Genomic DNA, 21,683 nt, shown 5'->3' on the forward strand with positions numbered 1-21,683 from the left:
TTAAACAAAAACTATTAAGGATTGAAAAATGCTTACAAAAAGATCTCAAGTTTTAGAAGAATCTATCACTTTAGCCATCACTGCACTTGCCAATGAACTTAAAGCTAAAGGCGAAGATATCATTAGTTTTTCAGCAGGCGAACCTGATTTTGACACACCACAAATCATCAAAAATGCCGCTATAAATGCTATTGAAAAAGGATGTGGAAAATACACTGCTGTTGCGGGAATTCCTGAAGTATTAAAAGCTATTCAAACCAAATTTAAAAAAGATAATAATCTTGATTATGAAACAAGCGAAATTATCACCAATGTAGGCGCAAAACACTCTCTTTTTGAATGTATAGAATGTTTAGTAGAAAAAGATGATGAAGTCATTATCCCTAGTCCTTACTGGGTAAGCTATCCTGAAATGGTAAAATTTGCAGGTGGAAAACCTGTATTTATAGAAGGCTTGGAAGAAAATGGCTTTAAAATTACCGCTGAACAACTAAAAAAAGCTATCACAGCTAAAACCAAGGTTTTGATGTTAAATTCTCCTTCAAATCCTGTGGGATCAATTTATTCTAAAGAAGAATTAACTCAAATTGCAAAAGTTTTAGAAGGAACACAAATCACTGTTTTAAGTGATGAAATGTATGAAAAACTTCGCTATGATGGTTTTGATTTTGTAGCTTTTGCAAGTGTAAGCGAAGATGCTTTAAAACGCACTGTGACCATTAACGGACTTAGCAAATGTGGAGCTATGCCAGGATGGCGTTTTGGCTATATGGCAAGTAAAAATAAAGCCCTAATTTCAGCCGTTAAAAGACTTCAAGGACAAAGCACTTCAAATATTTGCTCCATCACTCAACATGCAGCCATTCCTGCTTTAAATGGAGAATGTGATAAAGATATAGAAAAAATGCGTCAAGCCTTTGAAAAACGCCGTAACTTAGCCTTAGACATACTTAAACAAATCCCAAATATCAGTGTTTATAAACCAGAAGGTGCTTTTTATCTTTTTGTAAATATACAAAAAATAGAAAAAGATTCTATGAAATTTTGCCAAAAATTGCTTGAACAAGAAAAAGTTGCCGTTGTCCCAGGTATAGGTTTTGGAATGGATGGATACTTCAGACTTTCTTATGCCACAAGCGATGAGCTTATCAAAAAAGGTTTAGAAAGAATAGCAAATTTCATTAAAAACTATAAATAATTCTAGGTTAAAGCCTAGAATTATTTAGGCAAATTAAAACCTTATAAAATCAAGGCTTTTTAAGCACAGCATTTACTCTTTGAATACTATCTGATTTATTTAAACTCAATCTTATTATAGAATTTTCTAATCCACCTAAAGAATGCGCTACATTTGCCTCTAGGCTTATCATATCTAAAGCATTTAATTCAAATTTTTCCTTTTCCACTTCAAACCAAATTTTACCGCTTAAAACTTGAATATGTATAGCAAAAGGAGCTTTATGCTCTTTCATCACACTATCTTTAGCTAATAAAATTTGAATTTCTTTACCTTTTTCATTGTCAATTAAAACATTGATTTTCACTTCTTTTGGGCTAAATTCCGCCCTACTCCATTGAATGATTTTCACAAAATCTCCTTTTTTAGTTTTATAAAACTATAGCAAAAACCAAAATATAAATTATAAACTTGTGTTAATTTATCCTTCTTTCCACCAAAAATCCTGTTTAAATTTAGCCCCTATTTCATAAGCCTCGCCCATTTTTGGTGTGATAAGGGGTAAATCTAAATTTTCATAAAGAAATTTTACTACCTCATTCCACGCATGAGTTCCTGCTAAAAATCTCCCCCAATGTATAGGCATGACAGCTTTTGCATTAAGATCCTTTGCCTCTTTTAAAATTTGTTCAGGAAAAGAATGTGAATATGGCCAAGCGATATTAAACTGTCCGCTTTCAAGACAAGCTAGATCAAAACTTCCAAAATATTCACCTATTTTTTTAAAATGTGTAAAATATCCTCCATCTGCACTAAAAAACACTCTCTTATCTACACTTAAAAATTCCATCACAAAAGAAGCCCAAAGGGTTTTGTTTTTACCATCTCCCCTACTTGAACTGTGCTGTGCAGGTGTTGCAATGATTTTTAAATCATCAAATTCTACTCCACTCCACCAATCAAGCTCTATGATTTTTTTCTCACTCACCCCATAGCTTTTTAGATAATTTCCCACTTTTAAAGGTGTGATAAAAAATCGTGCTTTTTCTTTTAAAGCTTTTATACTCTTAGCATCTAAATGATCAAAATGCGAATGCGTGATAATCACAGCAAAAATTTCATTAAAATCATTTATATTATAAACAGGAGCATTTTTAAAAGCCTTGTTGATAAAAGAAATGGGCGAAGCATGAGTGTTAAAAACAGGATCAATCAAAATTTTATATTCTTTAAAACTTATAAAAAGCGAAGAATGTCCAAGCCAAGTAATATGCGGAGTATTAAAATCACTCAAATCAGGCTTGAAAAAAGGTAATTTAAAAGAAGGAATGGCATTTTTTGGATAAAGATAATAATACCTCAAAATTTCTTTAAAAGACACTTTAGGAGTTATAAGACTTTGCTCATTTTCATTAAGAAAAATTTCATATTTTTTACCCTGCACTTTTTTAGCTTTTAATCTTTCACTATTTGAAATATCAAAGGTTTTAAAAAAATCTACACTCACAAACATTTATCCTTTTTTGACAATTTTATACTTTAAAAATCATTACAAACCATATTAAACATGGTATTTGCTATCTTGTCTTTAAATTCTATATTTTGATTAAATTGTTTAAAAAGTTCTAAATTTAACTCCAAGATATCTTGAATTTTATCTTTTAAAAGCGCATCAAACTCGATACGAGAATTTTGTATATCGGATTTGCTAAAAGTTTCACGTATTCTTTCATTTTTTGCTATATCATCTTTTATATCGTATAAGATTTTAGCGATTTTATCGCTTTCATTAAAGTCTATATTTGCGTATTTGTTATTAAAATCTTTGATGATGTTTGAAAGTTCTTCTAATTCAGCTTCAACACTTTTGCTCGAACCATCTGCGAACGAAGGCTTTAGCTCTCCATTTCCTTGTAAAACGATGTCTTGTGTTTTATCAAGTTGTAAGCGATAACTATCAAAATCCACATTATCTAAAATTCCTTTAGCTAAATCCTCTGATTTAGGCAAGATGATCTTACTAGCAAGTTTTTTAAGCAATATATAGAGTTTTTCAAGCTCTATGTCTTCATAAGGCAATATTTGTGCAAGAAAAGAATACTCTTTAAGATAAGTTTTTGCTTTATTATAAAAATCTAATTTTTCATCATCACTTTTTTGATTAAATCTATCTAGCATTATGTCCAATTTTGCATGAATGATATTTTCTTTTTCTTTTCTTAAAATAGCATTTGCAAAATCATCTATTTCTTCTTGGGTATAAATTTCATACTCATTTAGATTTGCCTTTAAATCAAAAATTCTATTATCATCTGTGGCTTCACTTAAATAAGTTTGCTCATAAAACACACTAAAAGATTTTGCTATATCTTCATGAGTATTTACAAAATCTAGCACAAAAGTGTTTTCTTTGTTTTTGCAAGTTCGGTTTAGTCTTGATAGAGTTTGTACTGCACTTACCCCACTTAATGCTTTATCCACATACATAGTATGTAATAATGGCTCATCAAATCCGGTTTGGTATTTTTCCGCAACGATTAAAAAACGATACTCATCTTTTTTAAACTCATCTTTTAAAACATTTTCCGCAAAACCATTTAAACCACTTTCGCTATAAATTTCACCTTCTAAATTTACTTCACCTGAAAAAGCTACAATGGCTTTAAAATGTGGATAATTTTTTCTTAAATATTCCCTAAAAACAAGATAATACTTTACAGCATTTTCTCTTGAGCTTGTTACAATCATAGCTTTTGCTTTACCATTTATCTTTTTAAAGCTATTTTGGAAAAAATGCTCACACATGATTTGTGATTTTTGTTCGATTGTTTTGATATTGTTTTGGACATAGGCTTTTAGTTTTGTGTTTGCTCTTTTTTTATCGTATTTTGGATTATCATTTGTACAAGATATGATTTTATAATAACTTTTATAGGTTGTATAACCTTTTAGTACATCAAGTATAAATCCTTCTTCTATGGCTTGTTTCATCGAGTAAAGATGAAAAGGGATAAACCTTTGTTCTCCATTAACATCACAAGGCATACCAAACATTTCTAAGGTTTTTGGCTTAGGCGTAGCGGTAAATGCAAAATAAGAAGCATTACTTTGGAGTTTTTTATTTTTTATGATTTCTAAAATTTCATCATCTAAATTTTGACTTTCATCGCCGCTTTTATCCCTTATGGCTTCTGCCATTTTTTGAGCATTACTTCCGCTTTGACTTGAATGAGCTTCATCGATAATGATAGCAAAAGTTTTGCTTTTTAAAGTTTTGATTTCATCTAAAATAAAAGGAAATTTTTGTATGGTTGTGATGATGATTTTCTTACCTTCTTCTAAAGCATTTTTAAGCTGTTTGCTTCCATGAGTGATAGCTTCTACTAAATTTTTTGTCTGCGAAAAGGATTTTACATTTTCTCTTATTTGACTATCAAGCACTTTTCTATCGGTTACTACGATGATAGAATCAAAGATATTTTTTTCAAGTCTATGCAAGCTTACGAGATTATGTGCAAGCCAAGATATAGAATTACTCTTGCCACTTCCTGCACTATGCTGGATCAAGTAGCGTTGCCCTGTGCCGTTTTCTTTTGCATGGGCGAGTAGCTTTTCTACTACATCGAATTGATGGTATCTAGGAAATATGATGATTTCTTCATTTTTCTTTTTTACAACTTGCACAAAATTAAAAAATAAATTTAGCAAAGTATCTTTTTTAAAGATTTTCTCCCACAAATAAGCTGTTTTTATACCATCACTTGGCGGATTACCTGCTCCATTTGCTAGGCCTATTTTGCCACTACCATTGTTTAAACCAAGGTTAAAAGGTAAAAATGTAGTCGCATCTTGATCTAATTTCGTACTCATGTAACAAAGATCATGATCTAGCGCAAAATGCACTATCGTATAGTTAAATATAGCTTCTTTTGGGTTTCTGTCTTTTTTATACTGCTTTATGGCGTGAAAGACATTTTGTCCGGTGAAATGGTTTTTAAGCTCTATGGTGATAAGAGGCAAGCCATTTAAAAAGATCACTATATCAAGGGAGTTTTTATTTTGCGTGCTATAGTAAAGCTGGCGTATGATAGAAAGGGTGTTTTGCTCGTATTTTTTCACGCTTTCTTCGTTTGCATTGGTATTTGGCTTAGCAAAGGCTAGGTAAATTTTGATGCCTTTGATCTCCACATAGCCTTGCAAGGCTTTGACTATGCCTTTAGCTTTGATCTGTGAGAAAATACGATCAAAAAGTTCTTTTTTATAGTTTTGCCCACAACGCTTTTTAAGCTCTTCAAGTGCTACACTTTGCGTAGCTTGTAAGAAATTCTCAAAAAGTTCTACATCTAAACATAAATTTTTATCGTAATTTTCATTTGTTCTTTTGATATAGGCATGGTTTTCTAACAAATATGATTCTATGAAATTTTCTAAATCTTTTTCTTTGTAGTTGGTCATTGTTAATCCTTGTTTTTTACCAAATTTTTACACTTTTATAATCGTAAAAGAAAATTTGCTTTTTATTTTTTTCTAAATTATTATTTTTTTCAATAAAACTATTTAAGTCATTTTTACCTTTTTCTAAACTTGATACACCAAAATATATATTTTTAACTTTACTTTTTAATATAGCATCTTGTATATGTTCATCGTTTGATTTTAACATTGTTCCAAAAACAATTAAATCTCCATCTATATAAGATAAACTTTTATAGCAATGGTTTAGATATGCGTTGTGAATAATTTTTGCTTTTTTCTGTTCTGATGTGCCTTCCGATACAAAAACTGGATATCTATTATTGTTAAGTTCTTCTGTAATTTGTTCTTTTAAGGGCTTTTTTGTTCTTGAATAAGTTTTTTTAATTATTTTATTACCATTATCAAAAATATGTAAAGCACCATGCAAATAAAAACAAGTTATATCTTTTTTACTTTCATCAAATACAACATATTCTCCATCATTACCACCAAAACCATCTTTAAAATCTTTTCTATTTTGCATTATTTTATGAATAACCCAATATAATAATAAATCATAATTTAATGTAAATATTTTTTGATAATTTTCTATAAATTGAGCTGTTGAGTTTAATTTTTTTTGATTTTGTATTTTATTTGGATGATTGTTTGTAATAATATCAACTAAAAAATTTTTTAATTTTTCAGAATCGTTCGATAATTGCTCACATAATCTTTCATCTTGAGTATAAATTTTTAAAATTTTAGAAGTATTTTCTAAGATTTTAACAACTTCTTCAAAATCACTAGTATTGTTATTTTTAAATATTTTATGAATATTTGAATTTTCTTCTATAATACCATTATCAATAGCACTTTGCAACAAACTTGTAAATGAAAAGCGATTTTTATCATAAGCCATACTAAAACCATTTCCTAAAAGAAGGTGTCTTTTTTCATCTGTTTGTTTTAAAACTTCATCGTATTCAAATAGTTTATTTTCCATATTTTTCCTTATGATTTATTGTTTTTCACCTATAGCACTTTTTAATTTATTTAATCTTTCTTCCCTCTCTTTTGGTTTTGTAATAATTTCTCCTACGATAAAATTAATCATTTCAAAAAGAATATTTGCAATTTCTGAATTATCATTAATATCTAATTCAGAAGGGTGAGAAGCCTTATTGCCAATCAACCTGATAGAATTCATAGCTTCTTCTAAACTCTCTTTTTGTTCTTGATAAAAATTTCCAATATTTATAATTTCTTTGATATCTTCATTAATATTTCTATTTTTTAATCCATTATATATTTGAATATTTTCTTTAAGATACTTCATTAATTCTTGCAAGGCTAGACGCAATAAAGCACATGAAGCTCTAGGAGAGTCTCCTAAAACTAAAGATGCTTCTTCATAAATTTCTTTAACATTTTCAGGCATATTTTCTTCAGGAGGAATGGCAACTTCCCTTGGAAAAAATATTTTTGGATTTTCATCTTTTAAATACCAAATAACACTCCTTTCACAATGATAACAAGTAGATTCAGAAAAAGAATATCCTTCTACTTGTTTTATCCTATTATTATACCCATTATAAAAACCATCCCACTCCATACGCGAATATACTCCACAATGAGGACAATTAAATGCCGCTCCTTTAAAACATGGCTTAGTGTATTTATTCATAATTTAACCTCCAAATTTATAGTTATTTTAACTTTTTCCTATCCTACCACAAACCGCTTGGTTTGTGAGTGTGGTTTTGTATTCTTTTATGAGTTTTATTTGTTTTTCGGTTTTTTCTATCAATAAATCTATTTTTTTACATTTTTCATCTAAAAAATTTGCGATTTGTTCTTGCTCTTTTAGTGGTGGAAGTGGAATTTTAAGATTTTTAATTATATCTTGACTAATATTTGGTTGTCCGCCTCCACTTCCCATTGAAATAAGTTCTTTTTTATATCTATTAAATAAATAAAACAAATAAAAAGTATTATACCAAGCACTTTTTTCCAATACACAACAAGCTTGATTAACACAGGCATTCACTTTTAATATAGCCGTTTTTCCAATAGTTGCTCCATACATTGCTATAATTAAAGAATCTTTATCAAAAATTTTTAAAACCGAATAATCATCAAGAGCATCTTGAGTTATTTTTCTCTTACTATCTTTCAAAAATCCATCATTTAAATCTCCTGAGTTAATCCAAACAATTTGTCCTCCTTTGTAATATTTATCATTACCACTATCTGGAGTAGTGCCACTACTTGTTTTTAATATTAACCCAAGTCTTACCAATTTCCAATGCTGTGGAATTTCTCCGAGATATTCTATGCCACTATCTTTGAAATTTACATTTTTATCAAGTCCTTTTGTGGTTGCTTTGTTTATAAAGGCTTGTTTTTGTTCTTTTAAAAGTGTGATGAGTTTTTCTTTTTTCTCTATGAAATTTTTAATTTGCTCGCATTTTTCATCTAAAAAATTTGCGATTTGTTCTTGCTCTTTTAGTGGTGGAAGTGGAATTTTAAGATTCAGTAAATCTTCTTTTGATATTGTATTTCTTAAACCTCTATATAAAAATTTAAGATTTTTTCTGTTATCAAGGTCAATAAAGAAATATTCTAAAAATCGTTTTTCTTGATTTTTAATCTCAAATATAGTATAAGCACTAGTAATCATTCCATTTAATTTTGATAATCCTATAGTTCTAGGGGTTTCTGCTACATCAAAAAGACAAAAAATTAAATCGCCTTCTTTAACTATCTGATAAGTAGAAAAATCACTTGGAAATTTTCCTTCCGGATTATTAATATCTCTTTCTATAACTCCATTTAAAGTTAATGATAGTAATTTTGTTTTATTCCACAAATCACCTATAGGTATACTCTTTAAAACAAAAAAATTTTTACACTTAATCAACTTCCAATGCTCCGGAATTTCCCCAAGCCATTCTATGCCACTATCTTTGAAATTTTTCATTGCATGATCTCTTTTAAAAGATCTTGCACTTCTTTTTCTAGCTTTTCTAATTCGCTGTTTATTTCTTCTAGTTTTCTTGGTGGAGTATAGATATAAAAGTATTTGTTAAAAAGTATTTCATAGCCCACACTTGCACTCTCCCACGCTATCCAAGAGTTTGCTACATAAGGCTTTACTTCTGTGTCATAGTAGTTTTGTATATTTGTTTTGAGTGGAATTTTTTCAGTATTGTTAGCTTTATCGCTATCAATGATGAGATTTTCTTCGCTTTTTTTAAGCTTTACACCTAAAAATTTGATAAATTCTTCTCTGTTTTTAAAGTCTTGTAGATTTTGTTCTAATTGTTCTAATTTTTCTAAAATTTTATCTTTGTCTTTGAGTTTTGCAAATTTTTCATCATCTTTTAAAGCTTCTATGCTTTTTGGTTTTTCTATGATGATTTTAGTATAGCCAAAGTCTTCATTATCCAAAATCTTGCAATCTTTGTTGCTTGCATTTTCTAAAAATAATTTAGTGATTTTTTCTATATGTTCTTTAGTCATTTCATTTTGTTTAGAGCCTAAAGACTTTTTCATTTTTGAAAAATACTCTTCATTTGTAGCGTTTATAAGCTGGACTTTGCCTTTTTTGTGTTCTGGCTTTTTGTTGGTGATGATCCATATAAAAGTAGGAATACCGGTGTTATAAAACATATTAGTAGGTAGGGCGACTATAGCTTCAAGATAGTCGTTTTCTATGATATGCTTTCTTATAGCTACCATACCGCTATCTGAGTTAAAAAGTGAGCTTCCATTATGCACGCTTGCGATACGAGAACCCAAAGGGGTGTCAAACTTCATCTTGCTAAGCATATTGAGTAAAAACATCATTTGCCCATCGCTTTTGCTTGTGATACCTACGCTAAATCTTGGGTCATTGCAAGTTGAATTTGAGCCTTTCTTTTCTACGCCTAAAATTTTTTGATCATTTTCCCAAGACTTACCATAAGGCGGATTGCTAAGCATGAAATCAAATTGTAAGTTTTGTTGATCATTGCTTAAGGTAGAACCAAATTTTATATGATCTGGATCTTCGCCCTTTATTAACATATCTGCTTTGCATATAGCATAAGTTTCAGGGTTGATTTCTTGTCCGTAAAGATAAATATTTGCCTTTGACTGTATAAGTCCTTCAGGATCTGTGATGAATTCTTTTGATTCTGTTAGCATACCACCACTTCCACAAGCATTATCATAAATAAGCCATGTTCCTTGTTTGATCTGCTCTTTTACAGGCAAAAATACAAGATGAGTCATAAGCTCTATAATCTCTCTTGGGGTAAAGTGCTCTCCGGCTTCTTCATTATTTTCTTCGTTAAATTTACGGATAAGCTCTTCAAAAACATACCCCATGCCAAGATTACTCAAGCCTTTATGGATAACATTACCTTTTTCATCTAAAATATCTTCTATACCGAAATTTACCTTAGGCGAGCAAAATCTTTCTATAACACCAAAAAGTATATTGGATTCTTCTAAGGTATCGAGTTGGTTTTTGAATTTAAATTTTAAAATGATATCTTTGATATTTTCACTAAAACAATCAAGATAATTTTCAAAATTTATTCTTATGTTTTTTGGATCGTTTAGAAGGGTTTGTAGATTAAATCGAGAATAATTAAAAAAGCCTAGTTTATTCCCTTGTTTTCCACCTAGCAAAGATTCTAAATTTTCAAATTCATCTTTATAGGTATTGTAGGTTTTAAGAACTTTATCTTTTGTAGGCTCTAAAACCGCATCAATTCTTCTTATGATTGTCATGGGTAAGATAACATCGCGGTATTTGCCCTTTACATAAACATCACGAAGCAAATCATCTGCCACACTCCATATAAAGTTGACAATGGGCTGGAATTGGCTTTGTTCCATGATGTGTTCCTTATATTTTTATTAATAATATATTATATAAAATCACTACTAAAAAATTTTTAAAAATTAAATAAGATAAAATAGAATTGAGTTCAAGCCTTTTAACAAGGCTTGAATGAAGATTTTGATTTTGAAAGATTACTCAACTTCAGCGTCGATTACATCGTCATCTTTTTTCTTTTTATCATTGGCTGTGTTTGGCTCATCTTTTTTATACATATTTTCAGCTAACTTATGAGAAACTTCACTTAAAGCTTTCATTTTGCTTTCAATCTCTTCTTTGCTTGCATTTTGATTTTTCAAAGTCTCGCGCAAATCATCAAGAGCTTTTTGGATATTTTCTTTATCAGCAGCAGCAACTTTTTCACCCAACTCACTTAAAGATTTTTCTACTTGATGGGCCAAGCTATCAGCTGCATTTCTAGCATCTACAGCTTCTTTACGTTTTTTATCTTCTTCTTTGTGAAGTTCGGCATCTTTTACCATGTTATTAATTTCTTCTTCGCTAAGTCCGCTTGAACCTGTGATTTTGATCTCTTGAGCCCTACCTGTTGCTTTATCTTTTGCACTAACAGTTAAAATACCATTTGCATCAATATCAAAAGTAACTTCGATTTGTGGCATACCGCGTGGTGCTGGTGGAATTCCTTCAAGATTGAAATTTCCTAAAGATTTATTATCGCGACTAAATTCTCTTTCCCCTTGTAAAACATTGATAGTTACAGCACTTTGATTATCCTCAGCGGTTGAGAAAACTTGCTCTTTTTTAGTTGGAATAGTTGTACCTTTTTCGATAATCTTAGTCATTACCCCACCTAGAGTTTCTATACCCAAAGAGAGCGGAGTAACATCAAGTAAAAGCACATCTTTAACATCGCCTTTTATAACCGCACCTTGAATCGCCGCACCAATAGCCACAACTTCATCAGGATTTACAGACTTGTTAAGATCTTTATTAAAGGCTTTTTTCACTTCTTCTTGCACTAAAGGAACACGAGTAGAGCCCCCTACCATAACAATTTCTTTAATCTCATCTTTTTTAAGACCTGCGTCACTTACTACTTCATTGATTTTAGTGATGGTTTCAGCCACTAAAGAATCAATCATACCTTCAAATTTAGCTCTAGTAAGTTTTTTAACCAAGTGTTTTGGCCCACTTGCATCTGCTGTGATAAATGGTAAATTAATTTCAGTTTCATTAGCTGAGCTTAATTCTTTTTTAGCATTTTCTGCTGCTTCTTTCAAGCGTTGTAAAGCCATAACATCATTTTTAAGATCTATGCCTGTTTCATCTTTAAATTCATTAGCTAGAAAATCAATAAGTTTATTATCAAAATCATCGCCCCCTAAGAAAGCATTACCACCTGTTGCTAAAACTTCTACTACATTATCGCCAGTTTCAAGCACAGTAACGTCAAAAGTTCCCCCACCTAGATCATAAACCACGATTTTTTCACTATCTTTTTTATCAAGTCCATAAGCTAGAGCTGCTGAAGTAGGCTCATTGATAATTCTTAATACATTAAGTCCTGCTATCGTTCCTGCTTCTTTTGTCGCTTTTCTTTGCGCATCGTTAAAATATGCAGGCACAGTAATAACCGCATCTACAACACTCTCGCCCAAGAAAGCTTCAGCATCTTCTTTTAGTTTCATTAAAACTTTTGCTGAAATTTCTTGCGGAGTATAAATTTTTCCTGCAATCTCAATAGCACAAGCACCATTTCTTTCAGTGATATGATAAGGAAGTCTGTTTTTAGCTTCTTTAGCCGCGTCTTCATTGATCATCAAACCCATAATTCTTTTAATAGAATAAATAGTTTTTTCAGGGTTAGTTACCGCTTGGCGTTTTGCACTATCTCCTACTAAAACCTCGCCTTTATCTGTAAAAGCCACCACAGAAGGGGTTGTATTTTTACCTTCTTTATTTGGAATTACTTTACTCTCACCGCGTTCATACACAGCAACACAAGAATTGGTTGTTCCTAAATCTATACCTATAACTTTACTCATTTTTTATCCTTTTTATTAAAATTTATTTTGCTACACTAACTTTGGTTGGGCGGATTACGCGATCGGCTATTTTATAGCCTTTTTGAAGCACGGTAACCACTTCACCACTTTGATGATTTTCACTATCTACATGAAACATTGCCTCATGTAAATTTGGATCGAACTCTTTTTCTTCTTTAATAAGAGCCACTCCATGCTTTTCAAGTTTTTTAAGAAACAAATCTAAAGTGTTTTGCACTCCTTCTTTGATTTTTAAGCTAATTTCATCATGACATTCGACATTAATAGCTGCTTCTAAAGCATCTAAAACATCAAGCAAATCCTTTGCAAAGCTTTCATTTGCATAAGCCATAGCACTTAGCTTTTCTTTTTCCATTCTTTTTTTAATATTTTCAAATTCAGCGTTTGCACGCATATATTTGTCTTTTAATTCATCATAGTTTTTTTGCAATTTGTTTTGCTCAACATCTTCGATATTTTGCAAATTCTCATCTTGCAAATGTTCAGAATTTTCTGCGTTTTCGTTTTCAAATTCTTGCTTTTGCTCGCTCACGCCGCCTCCTTTATGTATTGTAATATTTTTTTATAATCCGTATAAACACTACCTGCTAAGATAATATTTACATCTTCGCCCAAAAACTGCGCATCCACCTTAAGCCCCATAAAACCTTCTTTAAATAAAGGTTCAAATTCAAGACTTTCTTTAAAATAACGATGAACTCCGCAATCTAAGAGCTTAACAAATTCATCATTTTGATAAATTTGATAAGCTCTTTCTTCATTGCTTCTATAGCAAATCAAATTTTGCCTTAAGCTAGCTATTTTTTCTACAAGATCCATAAAATGAACCCTCAAAGCTATTTTTTCTATACTAAAAAGATCCAATCCTATAAGACTTTGTAAAAAATTCCATGCTTCTTTTTCATATTTTAAAACGAGCTCTTCTTCTTTAAAATCAAGCACTATAAACTTAGCATTTAGATCAAGCACTTCTTTAAGCACTAAGCTTCTACCACCATAAACAAGACAGTAAATTTCAAATTCTTTACTCAACTCTTTTAAAAAATTCTCACTTTTGATATTGATATCTTGATCTTGTTCTTTTTTCCAAAAACTTTGCCAGTAATTTTGCATTGTCAAAATAGTAGGAATTCTACCACTACTTATATGAAGCTGAGTGATCAAACCCTCGTCGCTAAGCCTTTTAAGATAGACACGTATAGTTGAAGCAGGGATGCAAAGATTTAAATTCAATTCATTTGAACCAATAGGAACATTATCTAAAAGATAAGTTTGGATGATAGAATCTAAAATCAAATCCTTTTTATCTCGGCTTTTCATAGCTCTTTCCTTAAATTTTTAGCACTCTATTTTTTGATTGCTAGAAGTATTATACAACATTGAGTGTTATTTTGTCAAGTATAAATATAAAAAAATATACTTAATTTTATTTAGTCTATATGACTAAACTTTTATTAGTTACTTTTTTATAAGAATACAATATATCAAAATATCAAAATAAAAATAACAATACACTTTACAAGATAATTATAAAAACTAAGCCCAAATTTTAATTAAATCAGCTATTTTTCCATAACTTGTAGAATTTGTATCAAAATAAGTTTGCTTCATTTCGTTGACAATTTCACCAAGATTGTCATAATTAAGTTTAGTTGCATCTTCAGGTTTTAAACCTAGCATTTTTGCACTTCTTTGTTTGAATAAATCCACAAAACCTTCATAGAAAATTTTAAATTTATCCAGATTAAAAACAAGTTTTTTATTACCAGTTTCTTTATCTTCAACTTCATCAAAAATTTTATCAGATAATTGCATTTTAAGTAGAGATTTTTCATCTTCACTTAAATCATCATATTTTACACCTTTACCTAATTTATCCAAGATATCTTTAATTTCCATTGTATTAGTTTGATCAAATTTAGTTAAAGTTAATATACCTACACTTTCAGTCCATCCAGAATTTGGAGCTTTGGTTTTTACTGCTTGCATGCCAGTTTCGCTAAAACTAAGCTCTCCATCAAAATCTCCATCTTTTCTTATCATTTTATCAAGCTCTAAACCTATAGTTCTACCAGCATAATCTGTATCTTTGGTATCATCTGGACGCATTTCTCTAAAATCTTTTTCAAAACCAAATAGAGTATCTACACTACCATTTAATTGTGTATAAGATTGCACAAAAAGTCCTAAATTTGTTTCCTGTGCTACAAAACCACTTTTCGTATCTTCAAGCTCGTAATCTTCTAAATATCCATCATTATTTCTATCACTAGCCATATAAGCTCTAGTATATGCTATATCAGCATACCATCCAGCCACGAAATTTTCAGCTTTTCCACTTAATATATATGATCCATCAAGTCTTTTAGTCATATCTTCTTTATCAAATTCAATCCCCATTTTATTGATAGCTGTTGAACTTAAAGCACTACGAACGAGTTTATTTGTAATAGGATCTCTAAAATATATAGTAGTCATACCCCTTTCAGCTTTTTTCACTTTATCACTTACCTTTTGATTGAAAACTTTTTCATCTTCTAATCTTTGAAGCATAGTTTGAGCTACATCTGTTTTTTGATCTTGAAATGAAGAGGAATTTTCGTCTTTTTCATTAAGAATCTTTGGTTTTAAATTCAACTTAAAAGATTTATATACACTAGCTTGCTGAGAAGATTTAGATATGGGTTGAAAATGATTAAGAAATTTTATAAAATCCATTTTGATGCCTTCAAATTTTCGACATCTTTTCAAAAATATTGCTAATATATTTTATGTAATTTTAACTTAAAAAATTTTAAATTTTATCCTCTATTACCTTCCAAACCCCTAAAAACACCCTATTCTCTCTAAAAACCCTAACCAGTAACAAACTCTTTTTTTAAACACGATTCTAAGCACCATCTAAAACAACAATAAAAATAAACATAGGATTTATATATATAAAGTAAGTAATGAAGACATTTAACAAGTCCGCAATGAGCTACTTTCCCCCTGCCAGTAAGGCGTAGTATCATCACCCACGATGTGCTTAGCTTCTTGGTTCGGGATGGAGCAAGGCGTTTCCACATCTGTATAATCACGGACATTGTTATTTAAATATTCTTTGAAAGATTGAATTTAAGAATAAAGCTTAATCTTTTTATTTCTTTACTTTTTTCTTTATTCTCTTTCTTCTTTTGTTTTTCTTTATTTTTTTCTTATCTTTTATCTTTGATAAGTTTTTATATAGAATACTTAAAAAACAATGTTAAGAGCAAGTTCTAATACAAACTCTACTTGAAAGATTTCTATTAAACTCTAAATATTATCTATATTCAAAGCTTTCTTAAAAACCTTAACAAGGAAGTGATGCTTTATTAAAGATAAGCCAAACGCTCTATTAGTACTGGTCAGCTAAAGGACTTTCATCCATTACACACCCAGCCTATCAAACTAGTAGTCTTCTAGAGAGCTTAGAGAAGATTCATCTTAGAGTTGGCTTCACGCTTAGATGCTTTCAGCGTTTATCCTTTCCAAACTTAGCTACGCTGCGATGCTCTTGGCAGAACAACAGCTACACCAGTGGTTTGTTCAACCCGGTCCTCTCGTACTAGGGTCAAATCTCTTCAATCTTCTTACGCCCACGGCAGATAGGGACCGAACTGTCTCACGACGTTCTGAACCCAGCTCGCGTACCGCTTTAAATGGCGAACAGCCATACCCTTGGGACCTGCTCCAGCCCCAGGATGCGATGAGCCGACATCGAGGTGCCAAACCTCCCCGTCGATGTGAGCTCTTGGGGGAGATCAGCCTGTTATCCCCGGGGTACCTTTTATCCTTTGAGCGATGGCCCTTCCACACAGAACCACCGGATCACTAAGACCGACTTTCGTCTCTGCTTGACTTGTATGTCTTGCAGTTAAGCTGGCTTATACCTTTATACTCTATGAACGATTTCCAACCGTTCTGAGCCAACCTTTGTAAGCCTCCGTTATTATTTGGGAGGCGACCGCCCCAGTCAAACTACCCACCAGACATTGTCCCACTTGAGGATAACTCAAGCTGGTTAGCTACCCAAATAAGAAAGAGTGGTATCTCAACAATGGCTCCTATACAACTGGCGTCATATACTCAAAGCCTCCCACCTATCCTGCACATTCTTATCCAAATAGCAGTGTCAAGCTGTAGTAAAGGTCCACGGGGTCTTTCCGTCTTGCCGCGGGTAGGAGGAATTTTCACCTCCACTACAATTTCACTGGATCCCTCTTTGAGACAGCTCCCATCTCGTTACGCCATTCATGCAGGTCGGTATTTAACCGACAAGGAATTTCGCTACCTTAGGACCGTTATAGTTACGGCCGCCGTTTACTCGGGCTTCGATCAAGAGCTTCGCTAATGCTAACCCCATCAATTAACCTTCGAGCACCGGGCAGGCGTCACACCCTATACATCCTCTTACGAGTTAGCAGAGTGCTGTGTTTTTGGTAAACAGTCGGGAGGGACTCTTTGTTGTAAGTTTCTTCGCTTTCGGAGTAAATCCTAGTACGAAGCTAACCACACCTTATACCGAAGATACGGTGCTATTTTGCAGAGTTCCTTAAAGAGAGTTCTTCCACGCGCCTTAGAATACTCATCCCACCCACCTGTGTCGGTTTACGGTACGGGCAACATTAGCTAAACTTAGAAACTTTTCTTGGCTCGACGGCATCAGGGGTTCTTCTATCCATCCGAAGACTTCAAAAAGCCTTTCAGTTCTCGGAGTATTGTTATACGGATTTGCCTGTATAACCTCCTACGACCTTAGACTAGCACTTCCATCCGCTAGCCCCCTTAGCCCTAAGCGTCCTTCCATCGCACACTAATGTTGGTATTGGAATATTAACCAATTTGCCATCGTCTACCCCTTTCGGACTCGACTTAGGACCCGACTAACCCTACGATGACGAGCATCGCGTAGGAAACCTTGGGTTTACGGCGTTAATGATTCTCACATTAATTATCGCTACTCATGCCTGCATGCTCACTTCTATTCGCTCCAGCACTCCTTACCGGTATACCTTCGACGCAAATAGAACGCTCTCCTACCACTTGCACACAACTTAAACTACTTAACTTTAGCCTAAGAATATTTTTACTGATTTTACTAAGTTTTATTTCTATCTTTACTCTATAAAAATCAGTAAAAATATAACTTAGTTTCTCATATTCTAAACTTAAATAATCTAAGTTGTGCGCAAGTCTACAGCTTCGGTACTTACTTTAGCCCCGTTATATTTTCCGCGCAAAATCACTAGACCAGTGAGCTATTACGCTTTCTTTAAAGGATGGCTGCTTCTAAGCCAACCTCCTGGTTGTTTAAGTAACTTCACATCGTTTTCCACTTAAGTAAGATTTAGGGACCTTAGCTGGTAGTCTGGGTTGTTTCCCTCTTGACGACGGATTTTATCACTCGCCGCCTGACTGCTGTGATTACATATAAGGTATTCGGAGTTTGATAGGGTTTGGTACATTGGTGTATGCCCTAGCCCATTCAGTGCTCTACCCCCTTATATTACGACACAACGCTATACCTAAATATATTTCGGAGAGAACCAGCTATCACGAAGTTTGATTGGCCTTTCACCCCTATCCACAAGTCATCCCGGGGCTTTTCAACGCCTATGGGTTCAGTCCTCCACTAGTTCTTACACTAGCTTCAACTTGCTCATGGATAGATCACTTCGTTTCGGGTCTGCAGCATCTGACTAAGCGCCCTATTCAGACTCGCTTTCGCTACGGCTTCGCGTTTGCTTAACCTTGCCAGACACCACAACTCGCAGGCTCATTATGCAAAAGGCAGTCCATCACACTGTATTGCTACATAGTGCTCTGAATGATTGTAAGCAAATGGTTTCAGGTTCTATTTCACTCTGATCACCTCAGTTCTTTTCACCTTTCCCTCACGGTACTTGTGCACTATCGATCTGGTATTAGTATTTAGGGTTGGATCGTGGTCGACCCGGATTCAGACAGGATTCCTCGTGTCCCGCCCTACTCAGGATACTGCTAGCTAAGCTTTGTTTTTCGCATACGGGACTATCACCCTCTATGGCTATACTTTCCAGAATGTTCTGCTAAACTCAGCTCTTGCACATTGCAGTCCTACAACCCCCAGTGCAAGCACTGGGTTTGCCCTCTTGCGCTTTCGCTCGCCGCTACTGACGCAATCTCTATTGATTTCTTTTCCTGAGGGTACTAAGATGTTTCAATTCCCCTCGTTCGCTCCTATATAGGTAATGTATATCTCTATACATTGGGTTGCCCCATTCGGAAATCTACGGATCAAAGCTTCTTGACAGCTCCCCGTAGCTTATCGCAGTCTAGTACGTCCTTCATCGCCTTTACCAGTCAAGGCATCCACCATTCGCTCTTAGTAGCTTACCTTTTTTACCTTTTATTATTGATTCTAAAACGCATCACTTCCTTGTTAAAGTTTTTATGATAAGACTTCTTTATCTTAAGACGGAAAGCATTCAAACACTTAATATAAAACTAAATGATTTAGTCTCAACTAAGCTGTGAGTTTGAAACTTGTCTTTAGTAGTAATAACTAAAGAAAAGATAAATAGGTTTTATCCTTTAACAAGTCCTGTAAAATTGTTTTTATTAAAACTTGCTTGTGACTCTTAACAATGATAATTAAAAAGAACATTAGGTTTAAAACCTAAAGGAAGTATATATATTAATATAATCATTATAAATATAAATACATAATGTATATGTTATTTATATCTATCTAAAGTATATTCTTTTATAGCTAAAGATAAAAATAAATCTAAGTATTTAGAGTTTATATATTTAATCTACTTTATATACTTGCTTTAGATTTTAAAGCTTCTTTATTCAAATCTTTTTTATGGTGGGCCTAACAAGACTTGAACTTGTGACCTCACCCTTATCAGGGGTGCACTCTAACCAGCTGAGCTATAGGCCCTTAATAAATGGTGGAGAATAGCGGGATCGAACCGCTGACCTCCTGCGTGCAAAGCAGGCGCTCTCCCAGCTGAGCTAATTCCCCATAAACAATTAGCTTTATCATCAATCTTTGAAATCTAAACAAGAATCAATTGAGTTTATATATTGAAGTAATAGTTGTGAGACTTATTACTTTGTACTCTAGAAAGGAGGTGATCCAACCGCAGGTTCTCCTACGGTTACCTTGTTACGACTTCACCCCAGTCGCTGATTCCACTGTGGACGGTAACTAGTTTAGTATTCCGGCTTCGAGTGAAATCAACTCCCATGGTGTGACGGGCGGTGAGTACAAGACCCGGGAACGTATTCACCGTAGCATGGCTGATCTACGATTACTAGCGATTCCGGCTTCATGCTCTCGAGTTGCAGAGAACAATCCGAACTGGGACATATTTTATAGATTTGCTCCACCTCGCGGTATTGCGTCTCATTGTATATGCCATTGTAGCACGTGTGTCGCCCTGGGCATAAGGGCCATGATGACTTGACGTCGTCCACACCTTCCTCCTCCTTACGAAGGCAGTCTATTTAGAGTGCTCGGCCGAACCGTTAGCAACTAAATACGTGGGTTGCGCTCGTTGCGGGACTTAACCCAACATCTCACGACACGAGCTGACGACAGCCGTGCAGCACCTGTCTCTAAGTTCTAGCAAGCTAGCACCCTCATATCTCTATAAGGTTCTTAGGATATCAAGCCCAGGTAAGGTTCTTCGCGTATCTTCGAATTAAACCACATGCTCCACCGCTTGTGCGGGTCCCCGTCTATTCCTTTGAGTTTTAATCTTGCGACCGTACTCCCCAGGCGGTACACTTAATGCGTTAGCTGCATTACTGAGATGACTAGCATCCCAACAACTAGTGTACATCGTTTAGGGCGTGGACTACCAGGGTATCTAATCCTGTTTGCTCCCCACGCTTTCGCGCCTTAGCGTCAGTTGAGTTCCAGCAGATCGCCTTCGCAATGGGTATTCTTGGTGATATCTACGGATTTTACCCCTACACCACCAATTCCATCTACCTCTCCCTCACTCTAGACTATCAGTTTCCCAAGCAGTTTAATGGTTAAGCCATTAGATTTCACAAGAGACTTGATAATCCGCCTACGCGCCCTTTACGCCCAGTGATTCCGAGTAACGCTTGCACCCTCCGTATTACCGCGGCTGCTGGCACGGAGTTAGCCGGTGCTTATTCCTTAGGTACCGTCAGAATTCTTCCCTAAGAAAAGGAGTTTACGCTCCGAAAAGTGTCATCCTCCACGCGGCGTTGCTGCGTCAGGGTTTCCCCCATTGCGCAATATTCCCTACTGCTGCCTCCCGTAGGAGTCTGGACCGTGTCTCAGTTCCAGTGTGACTGATCATCCTCTCAGACCAGTTAAGCGTCATAGCCTTGGTAAGCCATTACCTTACCAACTAGCTGATACTATATAGTCTCATCCTACACCGAAAAACTTTCCCTACTCAACTTGTGTTAAGCAGGAGTATAGAGTATTAGCAGTCGTTTCCAACTGTTGTCCTCTTGTGTAGGGCAGATTAACTATACCTTACTCACCCGTGCGCCACTAATCCACTTCTAGCAAGCTAAAAGCTTCATCGTTCGACTTGCATGTATTAGGCACGCCGCCAGCGTTCACTCTGAGCCAGGATCAAACTCTCCATAAAAATTATAGATAGTTTAATCTTTTTCTTCAAAGAAAAAGTTATGAAAGATTAAAAGAAAAGCTTTTAATCTTTTTAATTATTAGATTGAATAGATTTTACATAATTGCTTATGCCTAAATCTTTATCTGGCTCAATCGATCACTTATTTAGATTTCAAAGATTGACTAATAAGATTTGAATAACAATACTAATTTAAAAGAACAAAACAAAAAATCATTTTTAAAAGAAAAGTTTTTAAATTAAAAAACAAGATTTATAAAAAAGCTTTTAGTTTATAAAATAAAAACCAAAAGAGTTAATTTATAAAATCTACTAAGCTAGTGAAACTTTATAATTTAAAAGATTTTAAGTCCTTTTTTTCAAAAAAGGAAATGAAAGTATAACCAATTAAACTTAAAAGGGGATTAAATAAAGGATTAAATAGTATAAATATTTGTGTAAGTATTTATATAAGTATTTGGTGGGTTGAAAAATGGGGG

Annotated in this window: 12 protein-coding genes, 2 tRNA genes and 3 rRNA genes; 1 reads left to right on the forward strand and 16 read right to left on the reverse strand. The window is 33.5% G+C overall.

Features of this window, described 5'->3' with window-relative positions; genetic code table 11:
• The first annotated feature begins 28 nt into the window (after positions 1 to 28).
• Entirely contained in the window at positions 29 to 1,198 is a 1,170-nt protein-coding gene (locus tag AJN56_RS08465; RefSeq protein ID WP_002857062.1) for a pyridoxal phosphate-dependent aminotransferase, read from the forward strand.
• A 49-nt stretch (positions 1,199 to 1,247) separates the two neighbouring features.
• On the opposite strand, the gene AJN56_RS08470 is transcribed toward AJN56_RS08465, so the two are convergent.
• The 16 genes from AJN56_RS08470 to AJN56_RS08545 form a co-directional block, all read right to left on the reverse strand.
• Positions 1,248 to 1,589 (reverse strand): cupin domain-containing protein, encoded by a 342-nt coding sequence (locus AJN56_RS08470; protein WP_002857179.1) that lies wholly within the window; start codon positions 1,587 to 1,589, stop codon positions 1,248 to 1,250.
• Positions 1,590 to 1,658: 69 nt separating this feature from the next.
• Complete coding sequence (locus tag AJN56_RS08475) at positions 1,659 to 2,690, reverse strand: MBL fold metallo-hydrolase (protein WP_002869342.1); 1,032 nt, start codon at positions 2,688 to 2,690, stop codon at positions 1,659 to 1,661.
• Positions 2,691 to 2,716: 26 nt separating this feature from the next.
• A complete protein-coding gene (locus AJN56_RS08480) occupies positions 2,717 to 5,632 on the reverse strand; it encodes a type I restriction endonuclease subunit R (protein WP_002931024.1) in 2,916 nt (971 codons plus the stop codon).
• A 16-nt stretch (positions 5,633 to 5,648) separates the two neighbouring features.
• Complete coding sequence (locus AJN56_RS08485) at positions 5,649 to 6,638, reverse strand: DUF4917 family protein (protein ID WP_002872157.1); 990 nt, start codon at positions 6,636 to 6,638, stop codon at positions 5,649 to 5,651.
• Positions 6,639 to 6,653: 15 nt separating this feature from the next.
• Positions 6,654 to 7,319 (reverse strand): DUF4145 domain-containing protein, encoded by a 666-nt coding sequence (locus tag AJN56_RS08490; protein ID WP_002869344.1) that lies wholly within the window; start codon positions 7,317 to 7,319, stop codon positions 6,654 to 6,656.
• Positions 7,320 to 7,346: 27 nt separating this feature from the next.
• Positions 7,347 to 8,615 carry a restriction endonuclease subunit S gene (locus AJN56_RS08495; protein ID WP_002856872.1) on the reverse strand — a complete coding sequence of 423 codons (1,269 nt, stop codon included), beginning with the start codon at positions 8,613 to 8,615 and terminating at the stop codon, positions 7,347 to 7,349.
• A complete protein-coding gene (locus AJN56_RS08500; protein WP_070246354.1) occupies positions 8,612 to 10,522 on the reverse strand; it encodes an N-6 DNA methylase in 1,911 nt (636 codons plus the stop codon). Before AJN56_RS08500 ends, AJN56_RS08495 begins: the two co-directional genes overlap by 4 nt.
• A gap of 138 nt (positions 10,523 to 10,660) precedes the next feature.
• A complete protein-coding gene (gene dnaK / locus AJN56_RS08505) occupies positions 10,661 to 12,532 on the reverse strand; it encodes a molecular chaperone DnaK (RefSeq protein ID WP_002869372.1) in 1,872 nt (623 codons plus the stop codon).
• A gap of 22 nt (positions 12,533 to 12,554) precedes the next feature.
• Positions 12,555 to 13,085: a nucleotide exchange factor GrpE gene (gene grpE, locus AJN56_RS08510; RefSeq protein WP_009882420.1), complete on the reverse strand. Its 531-nt coding sequence runs from the start codon at positions 13,083 to 13,085 to the stop codon at positions 12,555 to 12,557.
• On the reverse strand, positions 13,082 to 13,873 hold the full coding sequence (locus AJN56_RS08515; RefSeq protein WP_002856966.1) for an HrcA family transcriptional regulator: 792 nt from the start codon (positions 13,871 to 13,873) through the stop codon (positions 13,082 to 13,084). Before AJN56_RS08515 ends, grpE begins: the two co-directional genes overlap by 4 nt.
• Before the next feature lie 216 nt (positions 13,874 to 14,089).
• Positions 14,090 to 15,271 carry a hypothetical protein gene (locus tag AJN56_RS08520; RefSeq protein WP_002869370.1) on the reverse strand — a complete coding sequence of 394 codons (1,182 nt, stop codon included), beginning with the start codon at positions 15,269 to 15,271 and terminating at the stop codon, positions 14,090 to 14,092.
• 249 nt (positions 15,272 to 15,520) lie between these two features.
• Positions 15,521 to 15,637 (reverse strand): 5S ribosomal RNA (gene rrf / locus AJN56_RS08525).
• 274 nt (positions 15,638 to 15,911) lie between these two features.
• A 23S ribosomal RNA gene (locus tag AJN56_RS08530) occupies positions 15,912 to 18,955 on the reverse strand.
• A gap of 473 nt (positions 18,956 to 19,428) precedes the next feature.
• Positions 19,429 to 19,505, reverse strand: a tRNA-Ile gene (locus AJN56_RS08535).
• Positions 19,506 to 19,513: 8 nt separating this feature from the next.
• A tRNA-Ala gene (locus AJN56_RS08540) sits at positions 19,514 to 19,589 on the reverse strand.
• A 102-nt stretch (positions 19,590 to 19,691) separates the two neighbouring features.
• Positions 19,692 to 21,204: ribosomal RNA gene (locus tag AJN56_RS08545) — 16S ribosomal RNA — on the reverse strand.
• Together the 16S, 23S and 5S rRNA genes with 2 tRNA genes alongside form the textbook arrangement of a ribosomal RNA operon.
• Between the last annotated feature and the right edge of the window lie 479 nt (positions 21,205 to 21,683).

The sequence above is a fragment of the Campylobacter sp. BCW_4319 genome (assembly GCF_001764435.1).
In the GTDB taxonomy this organism is placed as follows: Bacteria; Campylobacterota; Campylobacteria; order Campylobacterales; family Campylobacteraceae; genus Campylobacter_D; species Campylobacter_D jejuni.